The sequence below is a fragment of the Martelella alba genome (genome assembly GCF_006516955.1).
GTDB lineage: Bacteria > Pseudomonadota > Alphaproteobacteria > Rhizobiales > Rhizobiaceae > Martelella > Martelella alba.
In genome coordinates this window covers 490,895-507,644 of sequence record NZ_VHLG01000003.1, presented here as the reverse complement: position 1 = coordinate 507,644, position 16,750 = coordinate 490,895, and the positions used below count along the sequence as shown (strand labels likewise).

Sequence of the window (16,750 nt, the reverse complement as noted above, 5' to 3'; positions counted from 1 at the left end):
GATCAGTTTTCCTCGTCGTCATCCGATACGCCGATAATACCCGAAACATCGTCATCATCGTCATCATCGTCTTCTTCGAGGAAGGTGTCGTCGTCGTCATCGCCGATATCGACATCATCATCTTCGTCGCCATCAATGTCCGGCATGTTGTCAGAGGGGCTGTCGTCGTCCGATGCCTCAAGCGAAACCAGTTCGACATCACCGTTTTCGGTGTCGACTTCCTGGACGTCGCTTTCTTCCTCTTCCTTCTCAAGGACCTTGCTGATGGCCGTGTCGTCAAAGAAGGACCGCGGCCACGAATTGCCCGAATAGGGCGACACGATCGGGTCCTTGTTCAGGTCATAGAATTTCTTGCCCGTATCGGGGCAGGTTCTCTTGGTTCCAAGTTCCGCTTTGGCCACGTCAATACCCTCGTGATTCTCCGGATGAAGACCGGCATTCAAGCCGTCGAGCCGAAATTTACAGCTCTGGTTATCAGGCGGTCCCCTTATAGTGCGGGGGGACGTATGTCAAAGCCAAACTTTCCCCGCTTCAGGCAAGCCTGGCGCAAGCTTCAGCACGAGCGGGCGCCAAGATCAAGTGCCGGATCGCCGGATGTGGCATTAACCGTGTTTCCCAACGGTTTTTTAAGGTCTGTTACCTATTAGCAGCAAGCATGAAGAGATCGGTTCTGTCGGCCATTTTTGCCCTGCTCAGCCTTGCTGTTCTGTCGAGCTGCTCGACTACGATCAGCAATACCGAAAACAGCTGCGCCGTTTTGGCGCAGAAGAACGGAATTTTCGAGAACTGGTCACGCGACGTCAAGCGTGCATCCAACCAGTATGGCGTGCCCGTCTCGGTTCTCATGGCGACGGTCTATGTGGAATCGTCCTACGATTCCAATGCCCGCCCGCCGCGCAAATGGTATTTCGGTATTTTTCCCGGTCCCCGCCCCTCCAGCGCGCTCGGTTTTTCCCAGGCGCTTGACGGCACCTGGGATGACTACAAGCGTCAGACCGGAAACCGCGGTGCAAGCCGCACCGATTTCGGCGATTCGATCACATTCATTGCCTGGTATCACTATCAGAGCCATGTCAGGAACGGCATTCCGCTCAATGATGCCTACGACCTTTACCTCGCCTATCACAGCGGCCAGACGGGCTATGCCCGCGGCGCCTACAAAAACCGCCCGGTTGCGCTTAATGGCGCTGCCCGCGCCCAGAAAATGGCCCGTGCCTACGAATTGCAGCTGCGCCGCTGCCTGAACTAGCTTCAGAGCAGTTTGATCAGGGCCGGCGGATCGCTCCACCGGCCCTCAGACTGTTGACAATAGTCGTTCAGAATGCCTGTTCGGGGCGGAATAGCCGCGCCCTCCTTCGTCATCCCCGTGCTCGTCACGGGGATCCATGCTCTTCATAGCATTGATTATAAGAGCCTTTCGCCGTGCGTCTGGATGCCTGTGGACCAAGCACTGGCATGACGTCAGCGAAAAGGGATGCGGTTTGTCAGCAGTCAGAAGGCCGGCGGATCGCTCCGCCGGCCTTTTTCAAATCAGCCGAATTTCCATTCCTTCTTCGGCAGGACGATACCGTGCTCGGACAGGAAACTGTCGATATGCACGGTTTCGTTGCGTTCGATCGAGGCATTGGCAGCAATGCCGGTGAGGATCGACCAGGCGCCGTCAATATGGGTCGATCCGCGCCCATAGCGGTCATGCCCCATCTCCGGATCGAACAGATAGCCAAGCATGACCGGATCAGCGCCGCCATGGGCCCCTGCCCCTTCCCACACCGGAATATCTTCCGCGGGCTTGCCGGCGACATAAAGCGTCGTGGTCATGGCTTCGGAACCTTCCGCCTTGGCCCGTTCGCCGCCGAAAACGCCATGCACCTCGACATGGCGATGCGACAGTTCGCCCTTGGTGCCGTAGAACTTCACCTCAAGCCCCTCCCAGGGGCTGTAGGCGCAAAGCGTGTAGTTCAGCATCGCCCCATTGGCATAGGTGGCGTGAACCTGCATCGTGTCCTCGATGGTGATATCTTCGTCAAAGACGCAGCGATCGCGCAGATAGCCATCATCATCCTCGGCTTCCAGATAGAGCTCGCGCAGGGCATCATCGGCCGTCAGATCCAGCCTCAGATCGCATTTTTCCGCCACGGGACAGCCGTAGCAGCGCGGACCGCGTTCGCTGAGCCCCATCTGTTTGGCCATCTCCGGCTGATAGAAGGCCCGGCTGCCATGGGCGGTGACATTTGTCGGCGACGAACCGAGCCACCAGTTGACGAGATCGAAATGATGCGTCGACTTGTGCACCAGCAGACCGCCGGACTGATTTTTGTAGCGATGCCAGCGACGGAAATAGTCGGCGCCGTGAACGCGGTCGAGATACCAGCGGAAGGAAACCGCCGTCACATCACCAATCGCACCCGACATCAATATGTCCTTGATCTGCGTGCGGGCCGGTGTGTAGCGATAGTTGAAGGTGACGGTCACCTTGCGGCCAGTCTCCTTCTGCACATCGAGAATGGCCTTCAGCTTGGACAGATCGATGGTCATCGGCTTTTCGGTCATCACATCGCAACCGCGCCGCATGGCATCGATGATGTAGTCGTGATGGAGATAATCCGGCACGGTGACGATGACGGTATTCGGCTTCTGCTCGTCGATCATCTCGCCGAATTGTTCAGCGCGATAGGTTGCAATGCCGTTGCCTCCCTTGTCGACGGCCAGAGCCGAGAGCGCCAGTCGCTTCTCGTTGATGTCGCACAGGCCCACGAGGTCGTTCTTGTCAGCATAGGTATCGGCAACGGCGCCACGAAACATCTTGTGCCGCGATCCCGTACCAACGATTGCGTATTTCATTGTCTTGCCCTTTTGATGGCCCGGCCTCACATGGCCGGGGAATTAACTGCGTTTCAATGACGGAGCGCTGCCCCGTCCTTCGAAAAGACATGGCCGTTTTCCGCATCGAAACCGATGGGAACCAGATCGCCATGGGCGATCCTTGACTGACCAGGTGCAACAACGGTCAGGCTCTCACCCGTTGACGTCGTTGCATGAAGTGCCGTCGTGCCGCCAAGATGCTCGACCAGCTCGACCCGAGCCTCGCCGAGCGCTTCACCGGCACTTTCGCCGAGAACGATATGTTCCGGCCGGATGCCGAACGTGACCGTCTCGCCGCTCACCGAAAGTCCTGCCGCTGCCCCGCTTAGCCTGACCGTTGTTCCGGCAACGGAAAGCGTGCCATTGCTGCCAAGCCTGCCTTCAAGGAAGTTCATCTTCGGCGAGCCGATAAAGCCGGCAACGAACTGGTTGGCAGGCGTATTGTAGAGCTCGAGCGGCGTGCCGACCTGCATCACCTGCCCGCTCTTCAAGACCACGATCCGGTCCGCCATGGTCATGGCCTCAACCTGATCATGGGTCACGTAAATCATGGTATTACCCAGCCGCTCATGCAGCTTGGCAATCTCGACGCGCATCTGCACCCGAAGCTCGGCGTCGAGATTGGACAAGGGCTCGTCGAACAGAAAAATATTCGGATCGCGCACGATCGACCGGCCGATCGCCACACGCTGGCGCTGGCCGCCGGACAGTGCCTTGGGCCGGCGGGAGAGATATTCGCTGATGCGAAGGGTTTCGGCGGCTTCCTTGACCCGGCGGTCGATCTCGTCACGCTTGAGACCGGCGGTCTCCAGACCGAAAGCGAGGTTCTTGTAGACCGTCATATGCGGATAGAGTGCATAGGACTGGAACACCATGGCGATGCCGCGTTTCGAGGCCATGACATCATTCATCCTTGTTCCGGCGATCAGAAGATCGCCGCCGGAAATGGTCTCAAGGCCTGCGATCATCCGCAAAAGCGTCGACTTCCCGCAACCGGAAGGGCCAACGAAGACGGTGAATTCACCGGGGCGAATATCAAGATCGATGCCGCGGATCACATCAAGCGACCCGAACCGCTTCGTCACCTTGCTGAGTTGAATGCTCGTTGACATAGTTACTCTCTTTCTCGTCGCGGCATCACTGCTGCCCATCAGGGTCTGGCGATGACCGCGTGATCCTCATCTCTTCATTCCGGTGGTGGCGATGCCTTCAATCAGCAACCGCTGGAAGAACAGGAAGATCAGGAAGATCGGGATCAGGGACAGGATCGACATGGCGAAAAGCTCGTTCCAGCTCGATGTGCCGCTGGAATCCACAAAGGATCTGAGGCCAAGCTGCACGGTGTATTTCTTCATGTCGGAGATGTAGATCAACGGACCGAAGAAATCCTCCCAGGTCCAGATGAAGGAGAAGATCGCCGCTGTTGCCAGAACCGGCATCGACAGCGGCAGTATCACCTTGCGGTAGATCCGCCAGGGCGAACAGCCATCCATCTGCGCCGCCTCGTCCAGTTCCTTCGGAATACCGCGGAAGAACTGCACCATCAGGAAGATGAAGAAGGCATCGACCGCGAAATATTTCGGCAGGATCAGCGGCAGCCAGGTATTCACCCAGCCGAGGTTCAAGAACAGCACATATTGCGGGATCAGCGTCACGTGATAGGGCAGCATCAACGTGCCGAGCATCAGCGCGAACCAGAAACTGCGCCCGAAAAAGTTGAGCCGGGCAAAGGCGAAGGCGGCCAGCGATGCCGCGAACACATTGCCAAGCGTGGCAAGAGTGGCAATCGCCAGCGAATTGAAGAAAAACCGGCCGAAATTCACCTGCAGGCCGAACCAGCCATCCGGATAGGCCGAGAGCGTCACCTGTGAGGGGATCAGCGAGGTATTGCCACCGAACAGTTCCGAGGCAGGCCTCAGTGACCCGGCGAGCATCCACAGGATCGGATAGAGCATCACGAAAGACACCGCCATCAGCACGGCATGAAGAAGTGTCGAGCGGAGATAGGGATGATCGCTTTGCTGACCGGGAAGAATGCGGGCTTCATCACTCATCGTAGTGCACCCAGTATTTTGTCGTCAGGAAGGAAAAGGCGGTGAAGATCGCGATGATGACCACCAGCACCCAGGCCAGCGCCGAGGCATAGCCCATGCGGAAATAGCCGAAAGCCTCCTGATAGAGATAAAGCGTGTAGAAAAGCGTCGAATTGATCGGCCCGCCGCTTCCCCCGGAGACGATGAAGGCTGGCGTGAACGCCTTGAAGGCCTCGATCGTCTGGATGACGAAGTTGAAGAAAACCACCGGCGACAGAAGCGGCAGGGTAATGCGGTAAAACTGCCGGAAGGCCGATGCGCCATCGAGACTTGCCGCTTCATACATATCCGTCGGGATCTGCCTGAGACCGGCCAGAAAGATGATCATCGGCGAGCCGAACTGCCACACCGACAGGATCACCAACGTGTAGAGCGCATAATGCGGATTGGAGATCCAGCTGGGCCCCTCGATGCCGAAGATGGCAAGCACGCTGTTGACCATACCATCAGCGGCAAAAAGCTGCCGCCACAGAACAGCAATGGCGACCGAGGCGCCGAGCAACGAGGGCAGATAGAAGATTGCCCGATAGACCGTCAGCCCCTTCAGGCCGCGGTTGAGCGCCATGGCAACCGCCAGCGCGAAAGCAAGCTTCAGCGGCACCGATAAAATGACATAGATGAAGGTGACATGCATGGCCGCGGTAAATTTCGGATCTGCCGTGGCCATGCGGACATAATTTGCCATGCCGACCCAATGCGGGCTCTGCAAGAGATCGAAATCCGTGAAGGACAGATAGAGCGACACCAGTGCCGGTCCGATCGTCAGACAGAAAAAACCGATCAGCCAGGGGGCAAGGAAGAAATAGCCCGATGCGTTTTTTCTGAAGACGCCTGCGATGGAACGGGCGGGGGGATTTCCCCCGCCCTCAAGGACCGTGGCGCGCGATTGCTCGCTGATCGCCATATGCCTCACCCCCTCTTCAGCACGGATTGTGCTTCGGCGACCAGCGCCTTGCCGGCATCTTCCGGCGACGAGGCCTCGAATGCGACCTCCTGGCTGATGCGGATAAGGACTGCATTCATTTCGCCGGCACCCTGCGGTGGAGCGGGCGGCAGATCACCGACATAGGGCGAAAGATCAGAAATGAACTGAACCGCTTTGGCGCTTGGCGCGTCCAGTGTCGGCATCAAAGCCTCACGAATAGCAGGCGACGCCGGTACGCCGCGCTCAACACCGAGGATCAGCGCGCCTGCCGGATCGGCAATCAGAAAATTGATCAGCATCGCCGTCTGTTCGGGAACCTTGGACTTGGTGTAGATCGAGAACATCTGCGACGGTTTCAGATAATGCGCAGGCTTGCCATCCGGGGTCACCGGCTGCGCCGTGATCTCAAGCGTCGGCTGGTTCAGCTTCTGAAAGCCGACAAACTGGTTCGAGAAGGCAAAGTCGGAGGCCGAATAGCCGAGCGTCAACGGCGATGTTTCGATCGAATTCTTGTAGAGCCCCTGAATATCAGCCGGAACGCAGGCCTTGGCCTTGCGCATATCCGCCCAGTAGGTGAACCACTTCGCCGCATCATCGGCATCATAACCGATTTCGCCATCGCCGGTGTAAAGCGCCTTGCCGTTTTCGCGCAACCAGCCCTCGAACAGGTTCTCACTGCCGCTGGCGTCAGCCGTTGCATATTTGGCCTTGGCCTTGGTGGCGGCGCTGTAGGCCTTGCACTTCTCGGTAAATTCATCCCAGCTCGTGCCATAGGTCGGCGGCTCAACACCGGCATCCTGCCACAGCTGCGGGTCCAGAATGGTGCCGAAGGAATTGACACCGACATTGCCGCCGTAAAGCTTACCGTCGACGGAACAGGAATCCAGATTGACCTTGCCGAAGTCCTCAATCTTCAGCACCGAACCGAGATAGTCATCCAGCGGCAGGATTGCGCCGCGCCGGGCATATTCCGAGACGTACCGATAATCCATCTGCATGAAATCGGGCGCATTGCCACCGGCAACCTGGGTCGCAAGGCGGGTCCAGTAATCGTCCCAGCCCATGGATTCGGTTTCGACGCTGATACCGGCATTGGCTGCCTCAAACGCCTTCACCGCATCCGTGGTGCGCCGCGCACGCTCCTCCGAGCCCCACCACACCATGCGGATATTGGCAGCGTCAGCGGCAAGCCCCAAACCCGGTGCCCAGAGCGGCATGGATGCAAGACCTGCACTCGCACCGAGAAAACGACGCCTGTTCATTACCAAATTGCTCATGATTCTCCTCCCATTCGCAATTCAACGGTTGAAATGTCACTCAATAGCTACGCCACTCACCAGCGCAGCAGCCCAACCGGGCTCACCTGCAAACCTCCCTGCAGGGCATCGCCACATGATGCGGACCGGTTGATGTGGAAAACCTAGCGAGGCCAAAACTCGAAAACAAATACAAAAAATGTCGACTTCTATAAGTGTATTTTATATCAATATTGGCATTGAGAAATCGACCGGCTTGATAACGGCACGGAGGAGATGAAATGGACAAGGCGCTGGAGCAATTTCTCGCGGTGACAGAAATGGGGTCATTCGTAGCTGCATCCGAACGATTACTTGTCTCTCAACCAGCATTGACCTACGCCATGAAGAAGCTGGAGCGGACGGTTGGCGCCAAATTGTTCGAGCGCTCGTCCCGCGGGGTCCGTCTGACGCGTTTTGGTGAAACACTCTACAAGAATGCCGCTCTGATGCGCCGCCTCTACGACAATGCGCTGGAGACCATCGAACGCCAGCAGGCCGAGATCGATCATGGCATTTCCATCGGCACCGGCTATTCGTCCTGGACGCTGTTTCTGAAGGACTTTGTCCTTGAGCATTTCCGCCAGCACCCCAATGCGCCGATCAATGTTTCGATCGGCGATGCGATGCGCTGCATGGATCAGCTGTGGGCCGGTGATATCTCGCTGTTTGTCGGCCACCAGATCGCCAATCTGGCGCGCGAGGTGGATATTGATTTCATACCGCTCTGTTCGGCGCGTGACGGCTATTTCACCCGGCCGGGACATCCTTTGCTTGAAGCGCCGCGTCGGCTGTCGGAAATCTTTGCCTGGCCGACGGCGATGGCCTTTCCGCCGGAGGCGCGACTGAAGCGGCTTTTGGTTGATGCCGGCTTCGAAGGCCCGCAGCCCAATCGCGAAGGCCTGTCCTTTACCTCGAACTCGATGCGTGCCTGCACGGACTTCATCCGCAACACCGATACCGTGCTGATCCACAGCGCCCTGCTTGCCGATAGCTTTCTCGACCAGGGGCTCGGCAGGGTCGAACCGCTTGACGGCGAAATGGTGCCGCAATGGCTGCTCGGCATCTATGTGTTGCCCGAACGGCGGTCTGATCCCAATGTCGCAAAATTCATCGAGCTGATCCGCACGACAGTGGAACGAACCGGACCGCCGATTGCGGCTGAATGAAGCGCATGGAAAAGGCGCGTCCGGATTGCAGACGCGCCTTTCAAATTGTCCGTTTTGATCCGCCAGCCTCAGGCCGCGTCGCGTACACTGCCAATCACATCGATCAGACTGGATACAATCCGCTCGACCTGGCCGCGATCATCACCTTCAGCCATCACGCGGATCAGCGGCTCGGTACCCGAGGGACGGATCAGCACACGGCCCTTCTCGCCAAGCTCGGCCTCGGCATCACGGATCGCTTCCTGCACAAGCGCTTCACCAAGCGGGTTGGTGCCAGCACTGATGCGAACATTGCGCAGGAGCTGCGGCACAGGCTCGAAGCGGTTGCACACTTCACTCACCGGCTTGCCGTAGCGCTTGACGGCAGCAAGGATCTGCAGCGCGGCCACGAGACCGTCGCCCGTCGTGCCGAAATCCGACAGGACAATATGGCCGGACTGTTCACCACCAACATTGTAGCCGTGGTTGCGCATATGCTCGACCACATAGCGATCGCCGACCTTGGTGCGCACCAAATCAAGCTTCTGTTTTTTCAGATAGCGCTCAAAGCCGAGATTGGACATGACAGTCGCAACAACGCCACCGCCCTGCAATAATCCATCTTCGTGGAAGATCGAGGCAATCACCGCCATCAGCTGGTCACCATCGATGATATTACCCTTCTCATCGACAATGATCACCCGGTCGGCATCGCCATCAAGCGCGATACCGATATCGGCGCGCACTTCATGCACCTTCTGCTGCAAGGTCTTGGGATAGGTCGAGCCGCATTCCTTGTTGATGTTGAGACCGTTCGGCTCCGTGCCGATGGTCACCACATCGGCGCCTAGTTCCCACAGCGCCGTCGGTGCGGCCTTATAGGCGGCGCCGTTGGCGCAGTCGATGACAACACGCAACCCATGCAGCGTCACATCACGCGGCAGCGTGCGCTTCACAAATTCGATATAGCGATAGATATCGCCGTCGACGCGCTGGGCACGGCCAATTTTATTGGAACTGGCCAGCTGCGGATAAAAATCGTCGCGATCGAGCAAAGCTTCAATCCGGGCTTCCAGCTCATCCGACATTTTGTAACCGTCGGGGCCGAAAAGCTTGATGCCGTTATCGGCAAAAGGATTATGTGATGCCGAGATCATCACGCCCACGTCGGCGCGCAGAGAGCGCGTCAGCATGGCAACGGCCGGTGTCGGGATCGGGCCGAGCAGATAGACGTTGAGCCCGGCTGCGGTGAAGCCCGCCACCAAGGCATTTTCCAGCATATAGCCCGAAAGGCGCGTATCCTTGCCGATGACAACCCGATGGGTGTGATCACCACGACGCAGAACCGTACCAACGGCAATCCCGACCCGCATGGCAATGTCAGGGGTCATCGGGAAGCTGTTGGACTGTCCGCGAATACCGTCTGTTCCGAAATATTTGCGTGCCATTGTTCTTCCGTTTCACTGCAGGGAGCCCGTAAGCTCCATCATCTTATATCTGTGATGTAGCAGGTCTCGCGCAACGCGCCTTCACATCGTAACTCGTCATTTTCTGACAGATTTATCGCTTAGCGACACTTAAATTAACGTCAACGTCGCTAACATCACGTTACCAGAAGCATTGACCCGCCGATTATGGCGGAAGCAGGACTATTGAACCCAGTCAGCAAAAACGCCGGCACAAGGCCGGCGTTTTCCAAACTCTTGTCAACACAGACAAACAGGTCAGTGAGGCTGGGGTTCAAAACCGCCCTTGCTGTCAGCATCACCGTCACCGGCAGGCTTGTCGCTTTCCTTCTTCTGCCCGCCCATGGTCGGAACGGCGGATCCGCGTGACGGCGGCGTATCGTCGCCCATATCGCGCGAGGGCTTTTGACCCTGAAGAAGCGCCTTGATCTCGTCGCCGGAGAGCGTCTCATATTCCAGCAGGCCTTCCGCCAGCTGAACAAAACCCTCGTGATTGTCCTTCAGAATATCGGTCGCCTCACGATAGGCCGTATCGATCAGACGGCGGACTTCGCTGTCGATCTTCTGGGCGGTGGCTTCCGAAACATTCTTCGACTGCGATACCGAATGGCCGAGGAACAGTTCCTGCTGGTTTTCGCCATAGGCGACATGACCAAGCTCATCGGAAAAGCCCCACTGCGTCACCATGGCGCGGGCAAGCTTGGTGGCCTGCTCGATATCGGACGACGCGCCGGAGGTGATATTTTCCTTGCCGAAGGTGATTTCCTCGGCAACGCGGCCACCCATCATGATGGCAAGACGCGAGACCATCCACTTGTAGCTCATCGAGTAGCGGTCGCCTTCCGGCAGCTGCATGACCATGCCAAGCGCACGGCCGCGCGGAATGATCGTCGCCTTGTGGACTGGATCGGCAACCGCCACCTTCATCGCCACGATGGCGTGACCGGCCTCGTGATAGGCGGTGAGCTTCTTTTCCGCTTCGGTCATGGCCGAGGAACGGCGCTCTGCGCCCATCATGATCTTGTCCTTGGCGTCCTCGAATTCCTGCATCGTCACCAGACGCTTGTTGCGCCGAGCCGCCATCAGGGCCGCCTCATTGACGAGGTTCATCAAATCAGCACCGGAAAATCCGGGCGTGCCGCGGGCCAGCACCTTGAGATCGACATTCGGTGCCAGCGGAACATTGCGGGCATGAACCTTGAGGATGCGTTCACGGCCGACAATATCCGGGTTCGGCACAACGACCTGACGGTCAAAACGGCCGGGACGCAGAAGGGCGGGATCAAGAACATCGGGACGGTTGGTGGCAGCTATCAGGATCACGCCCTCATTGGCCTCGAAACCATCCATCTCGACCAGAAGCTGGTTCAGCGTCTGCTCGCGCTCGTCATTGCCGCCGCCGAGACCGGCTCCGCGATGACGGCCAACCGCATCGATTTCGTCAATGAAGATGATGCAGGGTGCGTTCTTCTTGGCCTGTTCGAACATGTCACGCACACGCGATGCGCCGACACCGACGAACATTTCGACAAAGTCCGAACCGGAAATGGTGAAGAAGGGCACATTGGCCTCGCCTGCTACCGAGCGGGCAAGAAGCGTCTTGCCGGTACCAGGCGGGCCGACCAGCAGAACGCCGCGCGGAATGCGTCCGCCAAGGCGCTGAAACTTCTGCGGATCACGGAGGAACTCAACGATTTCCTCAAGATCCTGCTTGGCCTCATCGACACCGGCGACATCCTCAAAGGTCACCCGGCCATGGGCTTCCGTCAGAAGCTTGGCCTTCGACTTGCCGAAACCCATCGCCCCGCGCGAACCGCCCTGCATCTGACGCATGAAGAAAAGCCAGACACCGAGGATCAGCAGCATGGGCAGAAGTGTGCCGACATAGCTCAGGAACCCGCCCGAACCATCGCTGACAGGACGTGCCACCACGATGACGTTATTGGCTTCCAGCTTGTTCAAAAGCGTGTCATCGATCACCGGCGCATAGGACTGGAAGGTTTGCCCCGCCTTTTGCGAATAGGTCCCCGTGATCGTGTTGCCGGTAATCGTCACATCGTGAACCTGGCCGGAATCCACATCGCTGACAAATTGGGAATAGGCTATCTGGCTCGACGCATTATGTGATGGCGTCGACTGAAACATGCTGAACAGCGCGATAAGCAGCAGCGCGATAATCGCCCAGAGCGCGATGTTACGTAAGTTTGGGTTCATCAAAATCCCCGAAATCATAAGTTCGGCGTCATATCCGCCGTGGAATTAGGCCTAACATAGGGTCGCCATCAGCTATTGCCAAGACAACCATTGTTTCAAGAGGCAATTTCCACGGTATGTTCAACCATTGCGGCCTCCGCAAATGACGTGCGACGAAACAAGGTCGCGATAGCATTGGCGAGCGCAAGATCAAAGAGCGGAAGAAATTTTTCGTAAGGAGCGAGATAGGGCTCCACCACAATATCACGGCATCCCTGCCCTTCCGCCATACCACCACCGATGGATAGGTTGGGGGTCGCGCATCGCAACTGCCCCGCAACAGAAGCCGGCAATCCGCAGCCATCCCCCTCTTCCGGGGTAATTTGCCCTGCGGCAATCCGCACCGGCGACGCCGTGCGATTCGTGATGATGAAACGCGCATCCCAGCAACCGCTTTCGCCGGCATCGAGTGTCAGCACGGGAAGATTGCGGTTTTCCCTGACAATAAAGAGCCGGTCGCGCTTTTTGGTGATCACACAGCGCCCCGCCGTCATCCTGCCATCACCGGCAGACATCGCCACGTCCATCAGCCGCTCACGAACATCACGGCCCGCAGCAAAGCTCCGGCCGCCGCAAACCGCAACGAGGCTTCTCAGCACAAGGCTGCCAACACCCGCATCGGCGGTTCCCAGAACCGAAAGATCAACCTCGGCCAGCACGGCCCCATGAACCGTCACAGCCTGTTCGATCAACCGGGCAGCGCGTTCGGCCACATCCTGGCGTTCCTTTGCCTGTCGCCGGGCCACCGCCACCAGTTTCGTCCGCGCGGCCTCATCAAGCCTCTGGCGCATACGCACCCGCTCATAATGGCAATCATCATTGGTCGGATCATCGATCCAGGCCTGACCGCGCGCTATCAGTCCGTCGCGAATGTCCTGACGCGAAACCGATAGAAACGGCCGCAACAACCAGTGCCGGCCACCGACCAGCACGGCAGGCGCCATACCGGCGAGCCCCTCGCCTTCACGCGCGCGCATCTGGCGCATGGCAACGGTTTCAGCCTGATCGTTGAATGTATGGGCAACGATGATTGCCTGCGCCTTTATCCGCGAGGCCAGATCCTGCAACAGCTGATAGCGCGCATTGCGCGCCCTGTCCGAGACGCTCGCACCAGAGGCAGCATCGTTCCAGACAAGGGTTTCATGTTCGATCTGCATCTGCCGGCAAATTTCGCTGACGGCCTTTGCCTCATCGGCAGATTCGGCGCGCAACCGGTGATCAACTGTGGCCGCAACGAGCCTGATATCATCACGCTTCAGGCGCCCTATCGCAGATTTCAGGGCAATCATCAGGCCGACGGAGTCACTGCCGCCCGAAACGCCGACCAACAGAGTGGTCACCGATGATGAGGCCGCAGGCCTGAGGCTTGCGATGAACGCATCGGCCACCGCATCAGGATCACGCGGGCCAATGGTTTCACTCATGTCCATCGCAATCAGCAGCCAAGCTTCTTCATATCGGCTGCAGCCTTGCTCAAAACGGCTGGTGCGGCATCGGGATAGCGGGAAGGAACCTGCTTGAAGGTGGCGCAGGCTGTCTCCTTGTTGTCGAGGCCCGCCAGCGATTCACCGAGTTTCAGCAGCATTTCCGGCGCCTTGTCGGAAGAGCCATAGGCCTTGTAGGCATTCAGGAAGGTCTTGGCGGCATCATTATATTTCTGCTGCGCCAGCATTGCCTCGCCAAGCCAGAAGCTCGCATCCGGCAGAAGTGCACTGTTGGGATAGCTGAGAACGAATTCGCCAAAGGCCTGTTCTGCCTGGGGATAGTCTCCCGAAAGGATCAGATCATACGCGACCTTGTAAAACTGGGCATCGCTGGAATCACTTTCGGCTGCAGCCGGCAACTGCGCCTGAGCCGCATCTCCGTTGCCCGAGCCAGTGCCTGTGCCGGTGTTATCGGGAAATGTCAGGCTGGGGGTTGCGGCCGCAGCACTGTCCTGGCTCGGCGGCGTTGCCGGTTCGGCAGCACCAGTCTTGCCGCCTGCCGGGGCTGACGATCCGCCACCGCCATTTTCGAGGTCCTGCAAACGGAACTCGATATCTTCCTGCATCTTGCGGATCTTTTCTTCCATCTGCAGCATCTGGTAACTCAGATCTTCCACCTGCCCGGTAAGATCACGCACCTGCTGCTGGAGTTCATCGATCTGCATGCTTGGATCGGTTGCCTGCACCTTGGTCACTGGCTGTGTTGCGGCCGTCTCGCTTGCATGCCGGTTCGGAAACAGTGAAAAGCCCTGCGCCATGACCTGTTGCTGCGAAATCGCCAGAACCGAACAGGCAAGCAGGGCGAGAAGTGTCTTCCTCATGTCGTCCTTCGTCCCAATCAATAAAACATATATCCGAATATCCCTAGCCTATAGCTAGGAAGACATTCTGGCCTTTATAGGAACGATTCAAATTATTTTTAACCTCTGAGTGCGTTTTGCGGCCGCCAGAAGACAAAAAAGCGCCGGCCATCACAGCCGGCGCCATTTCTGTAACGCAACGAGATCAGTTGCCGCCGAGAAGATCCGTAACGGTACGGCGGTTCTGCGACCAGCAGCTGATATTGTCGCAGGTCGCGACGGGGCGTTCCTTGCCGTAGGAAATCGTGCTGATGCGATTGGCCGGAATACCGCGCGAAATCAGATAGTTCTTGGTCGCGGTTGCACGGCGCGCACCAAGTGCGAGGTTATATTCGCGGGTGCCGCGCTCGTCGGCATGACCTTCGACGCGAATGCCATATTGCGGGTAACGCTGCAGCCACTGCGCCTGCTTGTTCAGCGTTTCTGCGGCAACGGGCGTGATCGAGGTCGAATCGGTTTCGAAATAGATCGTGTCACCGACATTCAGATCGAAGTCCTGCGAAGAGCCGGGCGTCGCCGACCCGGCCGTGCCGTAAGCGCCATTTGCGCCATTGCCGGGCAGGTTCTGGTCCTTGGAGGCGCAGCCGGCAAGCCCCAGTGCGACGACAGCACAGATAGCCATGACCGTCGGCTTGAAGAATTTCATATGCGGGCTGGAAGCCCCGATGATTGCTCGGCTCATATCGCCGCACTCCTTAACGAATAGGATCCTCGTTCCAAATTCGGATCGACACCGCCGCCAGCCGGTAAGGCCGGAACGTATCATCACCATCTCCCGGATCAGAAGGAAAGAACTCCGCACGCCCTTCCAAAACCGTTTCAGTCCGCGTCAACCCGCCGGCACTGATTTGCCCGGGGTTAACGCATAGTCCGTTTCTGCGAAAGAAAGACAGTAAATTTTCCGTTCCCTCTATCGCATTCTGGCGTTAACGCCTGCTCAAGAAAGATGGTTAACAGCATGCATCTCTCAGGTTCAGGCCGCCTCTATTCAACACCAGTCACGCCTGCGCGCAGGCTTTCCACAAGACAGCGCGCCCGGCATCAGCATCAGTCAAGCACCGGTGACCAGGCCGGATCCGATGCGAATTGCGGGGTTGGAACTTCCTGCTCATTATAGCCACTCAGGTCGATCGTATAGAGATGCGGGCCGCCCTCTCCGGCATTTTGCCGGAAGAACATCAGCACGCGGCCATTTGGTGACCAGGTCGGGCCTTCATTGTGGAAGCCTGAGGTCAGGATACGCTCGCCGCTGCCATCCGGCTTCATGACGCCGATGGAAAAGGTGTTGCCCGACTGTTTAGTGAAGGCGATCAGATCGGCGCGCGGTGACCAGACAGGTGTCGAATAGGAGCCGTCGCCAAAGGAAATGCGGTGCTGATTCGAACCATCCGCGTTCATGACATAAAGCTGCTGGCGGCCGCCGCGGTCACTCTCGAACACGATCTGCTGGCCATTGGGTGAGTAGGATGGTGAGGTATCGATTGCCGCCGTGCTGGTCAGCCGCGTCGTTGCACGCGTTCTGAGATCCATCGTGTAGATATTGGCATTGCCATCCTGCTGCAGGCTCATGATGATCCGCTGGCCATCCGGTGAGAAGCGCGGCGCAAAGGTCATGCCGGGGAAATTGCCGACAACTTCGCGCTGACCGGAATCCAGCTGCAGAAGATAGACGCGCGGCTGGTCGTTCTCGTAGGACATATAGGTGAGCTCCTGCCGGTTCGGCGAGAAGCGCGGCGTCAGCACCATATAGTCGCCGCTGGTCAGCATCTCCACATTGGCGCCGTCCTGATCCATGATTGCCAGCTGGCGCTTGCGATCATTCTTCGGGCCGCTTTCGGAGACGAAGACAACCCGGCTGTCGAAATAGCCGTCCTCACCGGTCAGCGCCTTGTAGATCTGGTCCGCGATGATATGCGCCACACGTCGCCAGTTATCCGGCTTGGTGAAGAACTGCTGGCCGACAATCTGCTGGCCGGCATAGGTATCCCACAGGCGGAACTCGGCACGCAAACGGCCATCCGGTTCCTTCGATATCCGGCCGACGACAAGCGCCGAGGCATTGATCAACTGCCAGTCCTGGAAACGGGGCGTCTCGTCAGGACCGGTCATATTCTGAATAAAGGCCGCCTTGTCGATCGGAGCGAAGAGCCCCGACCGCTTCAGATCCGCGCTCACCACATCGGAGATCTGCGCGCCGATGCCGTCATCGGAGGCAAAATCGGTGATCGCGATCGGAAGCGGAGCGACATTGCCTTGAGAAATATCGATTTCGACCAAAGCATTGGCGGGTGCGACAAACATCATGCTCAACCCGGCATAGGCAAGCGAGATGAGAAGTAGGCAGCGTTTTAGCATAATCGGACG

13 protein-coding genes and 1 pseudogene are annotated in these 16,750 nt (G+C 58.0%); 2 read left to right on the top strand and 12 right to left on the bottom strand.

From position 1 onward, the window contains the following. Nucleotides 1-2: 2 nt before the first annotated feature. Nucleotides 3-401 (bottom strand): TIGR02300 family protein, encoded by a 399-nt coding sequence (locus FJU08_RS08675; RefSeq protein WP_141148574.1) that lies wholly within the window; start codon nucleotides 399-401, stop codon nucleotides 3-5. Nucleotides 402-670: 269 nt separating this feature from the next. Here FJU08_RS08675 and FJU08_RS08670 point away from each other — a divergent pair, with 269 nt between their 5' ends. Next, nucleotides 671-1,249 carry a transglycosylase SLT domain-containing protein gene (locus FJU08_RS08670; RefSeq protein WP_407943692.1) on the top strand — a complete coding sequence of 193 codons (579 nt, stop codon included), beginning with the start codon at nucleotides 671-673 and terminating at the stop codon, nucleotides 1,247-1,249. A 281-nt stretch (nucleotides 1,250-1,530) separates the two neighbouring features. Here the strand turns inward: FJU08_RS08670 and FJU08_RS08665 are convergent, their stop codons facing one another. From FJU08_RS08665 to FJU08_RS08645, 5 genes and pseudogenes are all read right to left on the bottom strand, one after another. Further along, the gene (locus FJU08_RS08665) at nucleotides 1,531-2,841 is read right to left on the bottom strand and encodes a Gfo/Idh/MocA family protein (protein WP_141148572.1); all 1,311 of its coding nucleotides are present in this window, start codon (nucleotides 2,839-2,841) and stop codon (nucleotides 1,531-1,533) included. A gap of 53 nt (nucleotides 2,842-2,894) precedes the next feature. Further along, nucleotides 2,895-3,974: an ABC transporter ATP-binding protein gene (locus FJU08_RS08660; RefSeq protein ID WP_141148571.1), complete on the bottom strand. Its 1,080-nt coding sequence runs from the start codon at nucleotides 3,972-3,974 to the stop codon at nucleotides 2,895-2,897. A 66-nt stretch (nucleotides 3,975-4,040) separates the two neighbouring features. Continuing rightward, nucleotides 4,041-4,916 carry a carbohydrate ABC transporter permease gene (locus tag FJU08_RS08655; protein ID WP_141148570.1) on the bottom strand — a complete coding sequence of 292 codons (876 nt, stop codon included), beginning with the start codon at nucleotides 4,914-4,916 and terminating at the stop codon, nucleotides 4,041-4,043. Beyond that, nucleotides 4,909-5,772 (bottom strand): annotated as a pseudogene (locus FJU08_RS08650) (carbohydrate ABC transporter permease); the annotation flags it as partial. The gene FJU08_RS08655 and the pseudogene FJU08_RS08650, both read right to left, overlap by 8 nt. A gap of 92 nt (nucleotides 5,773-5,864) precedes the next feature. Next, nucleotides 5,865-7,157: an ABC transporter substrate-binding protein gene (locus FJU08_RS08645; RefSeq protein ID WP_141148568.1), complete on the bottom strand. Its 1,293-nt coding sequence runs from the start codon at nucleotides 7,155-7,157 to the stop codon at nucleotides 5,865-5,867. Nucleotides 7,158-7,417: 260 nt separating this feature from the next. Between FJU08_RS08645 and FJU08_RS08640 the strand changes: the two genes are divergently transcribed. Continuing rightward, entirely contained in the window at nucleotides 7,418-8,344 is a 927-nt protein-coding gene (locus FJU08_RS08640; protein WP_141148567.1) for a LysR family transcriptional regulator, read from the top strand. Nucleotides 8,345-8,412: 68 nt separating this feature from the next. On the opposite strand, the gene glmM is transcribed toward FJU08_RS08640, so the two are convergent. From glmM to tolB, 6 genes are all read right to left on the bottom strand, one after another. After that, the gene (gene glmM, locus FJU08_RS08635; RefSeq protein ID WP_141148566.1) at nucleotides 8,413-9,771 is read right to left on the bottom strand and encodes a phosphoglucosamine mutase; all 1,359 of its coding nucleotides are present in this window, start codon (nucleotides 9,769-9,771) and stop codon (nucleotides 8,413-8,415) included. Nucleotides 9,772-10,047: 276 nt separating this feature from the next. Continuing rightward, entirely contained in the window at nucleotides 10,048-12,003 is a 1,956-nt protein-coding gene (ftsH, locus tag FJU08_RS08630) for an ATP-dependent zinc metalloprotease FtsH (RefSeq protein WP_141148565.1), read from the bottom strand. Between the two features lie 95 nt (nucleotides 12,004-12,098). Next, nucleotides 12,099-13,466 carry a tRNA lysidine(34) synthetase TilS gene (gene tilS / locus FJU08_RS08625; protein WP_181409788.1) on the bottom strand — a complete coding sequence of 456 codons (1,368 nt, stop codon included), beginning with the start codon at nucleotides 13,464-13,466 and terminating at the stop codon, nucleotides 12,099-12,101. Nucleotides 13,467-13,477: 11 nt separating this feature from the next. After that, nucleotides 13,478-14,347 carry a tol-pal system protein YbgF gene (gene ybgF / locus FJU08_RS08620; protein WP_141148563.1) on the bottom strand — a complete coding sequence of 290 codons (870 nt, stop codon included), beginning with the start codon at nucleotides 14,345-14,347 and terminating at the stop codon, nucleotides 13,478-13,480. A 184-nt stretch (nucleotides 14,348-14,531) separates the two neighbouring features. Beyond that, nucleotides 14,532-15,068: a peptidoglycan-associated lipoprotein Pal gene (gene pal, locus FJU08_RS08615; protein ID WP_141148562.1), complete on the bottom strand. Its 537-nt coding sequence runs from the start codon at nucleotides 15,066-15,068 to the stop codon at nucleotides 14,532-14,534. 365 nt (nucleotides 15,069-15,433) lie between these two features. Next, nucleotides 15,434-16,741, bottom strand: coding sequence for a Tol-Pal system beta propeller repeat protein TolB (gene tolB, locus FJU08_RS08610; RefSeq protein ID WP_141148561.1), 1,308 nt, complete (start codon nucleotides 16,739-16,741; stop codon nucleotides 15,434-15,436). Nucleotides 16,742-16,750: the final 9 nt, after the last annotated feature.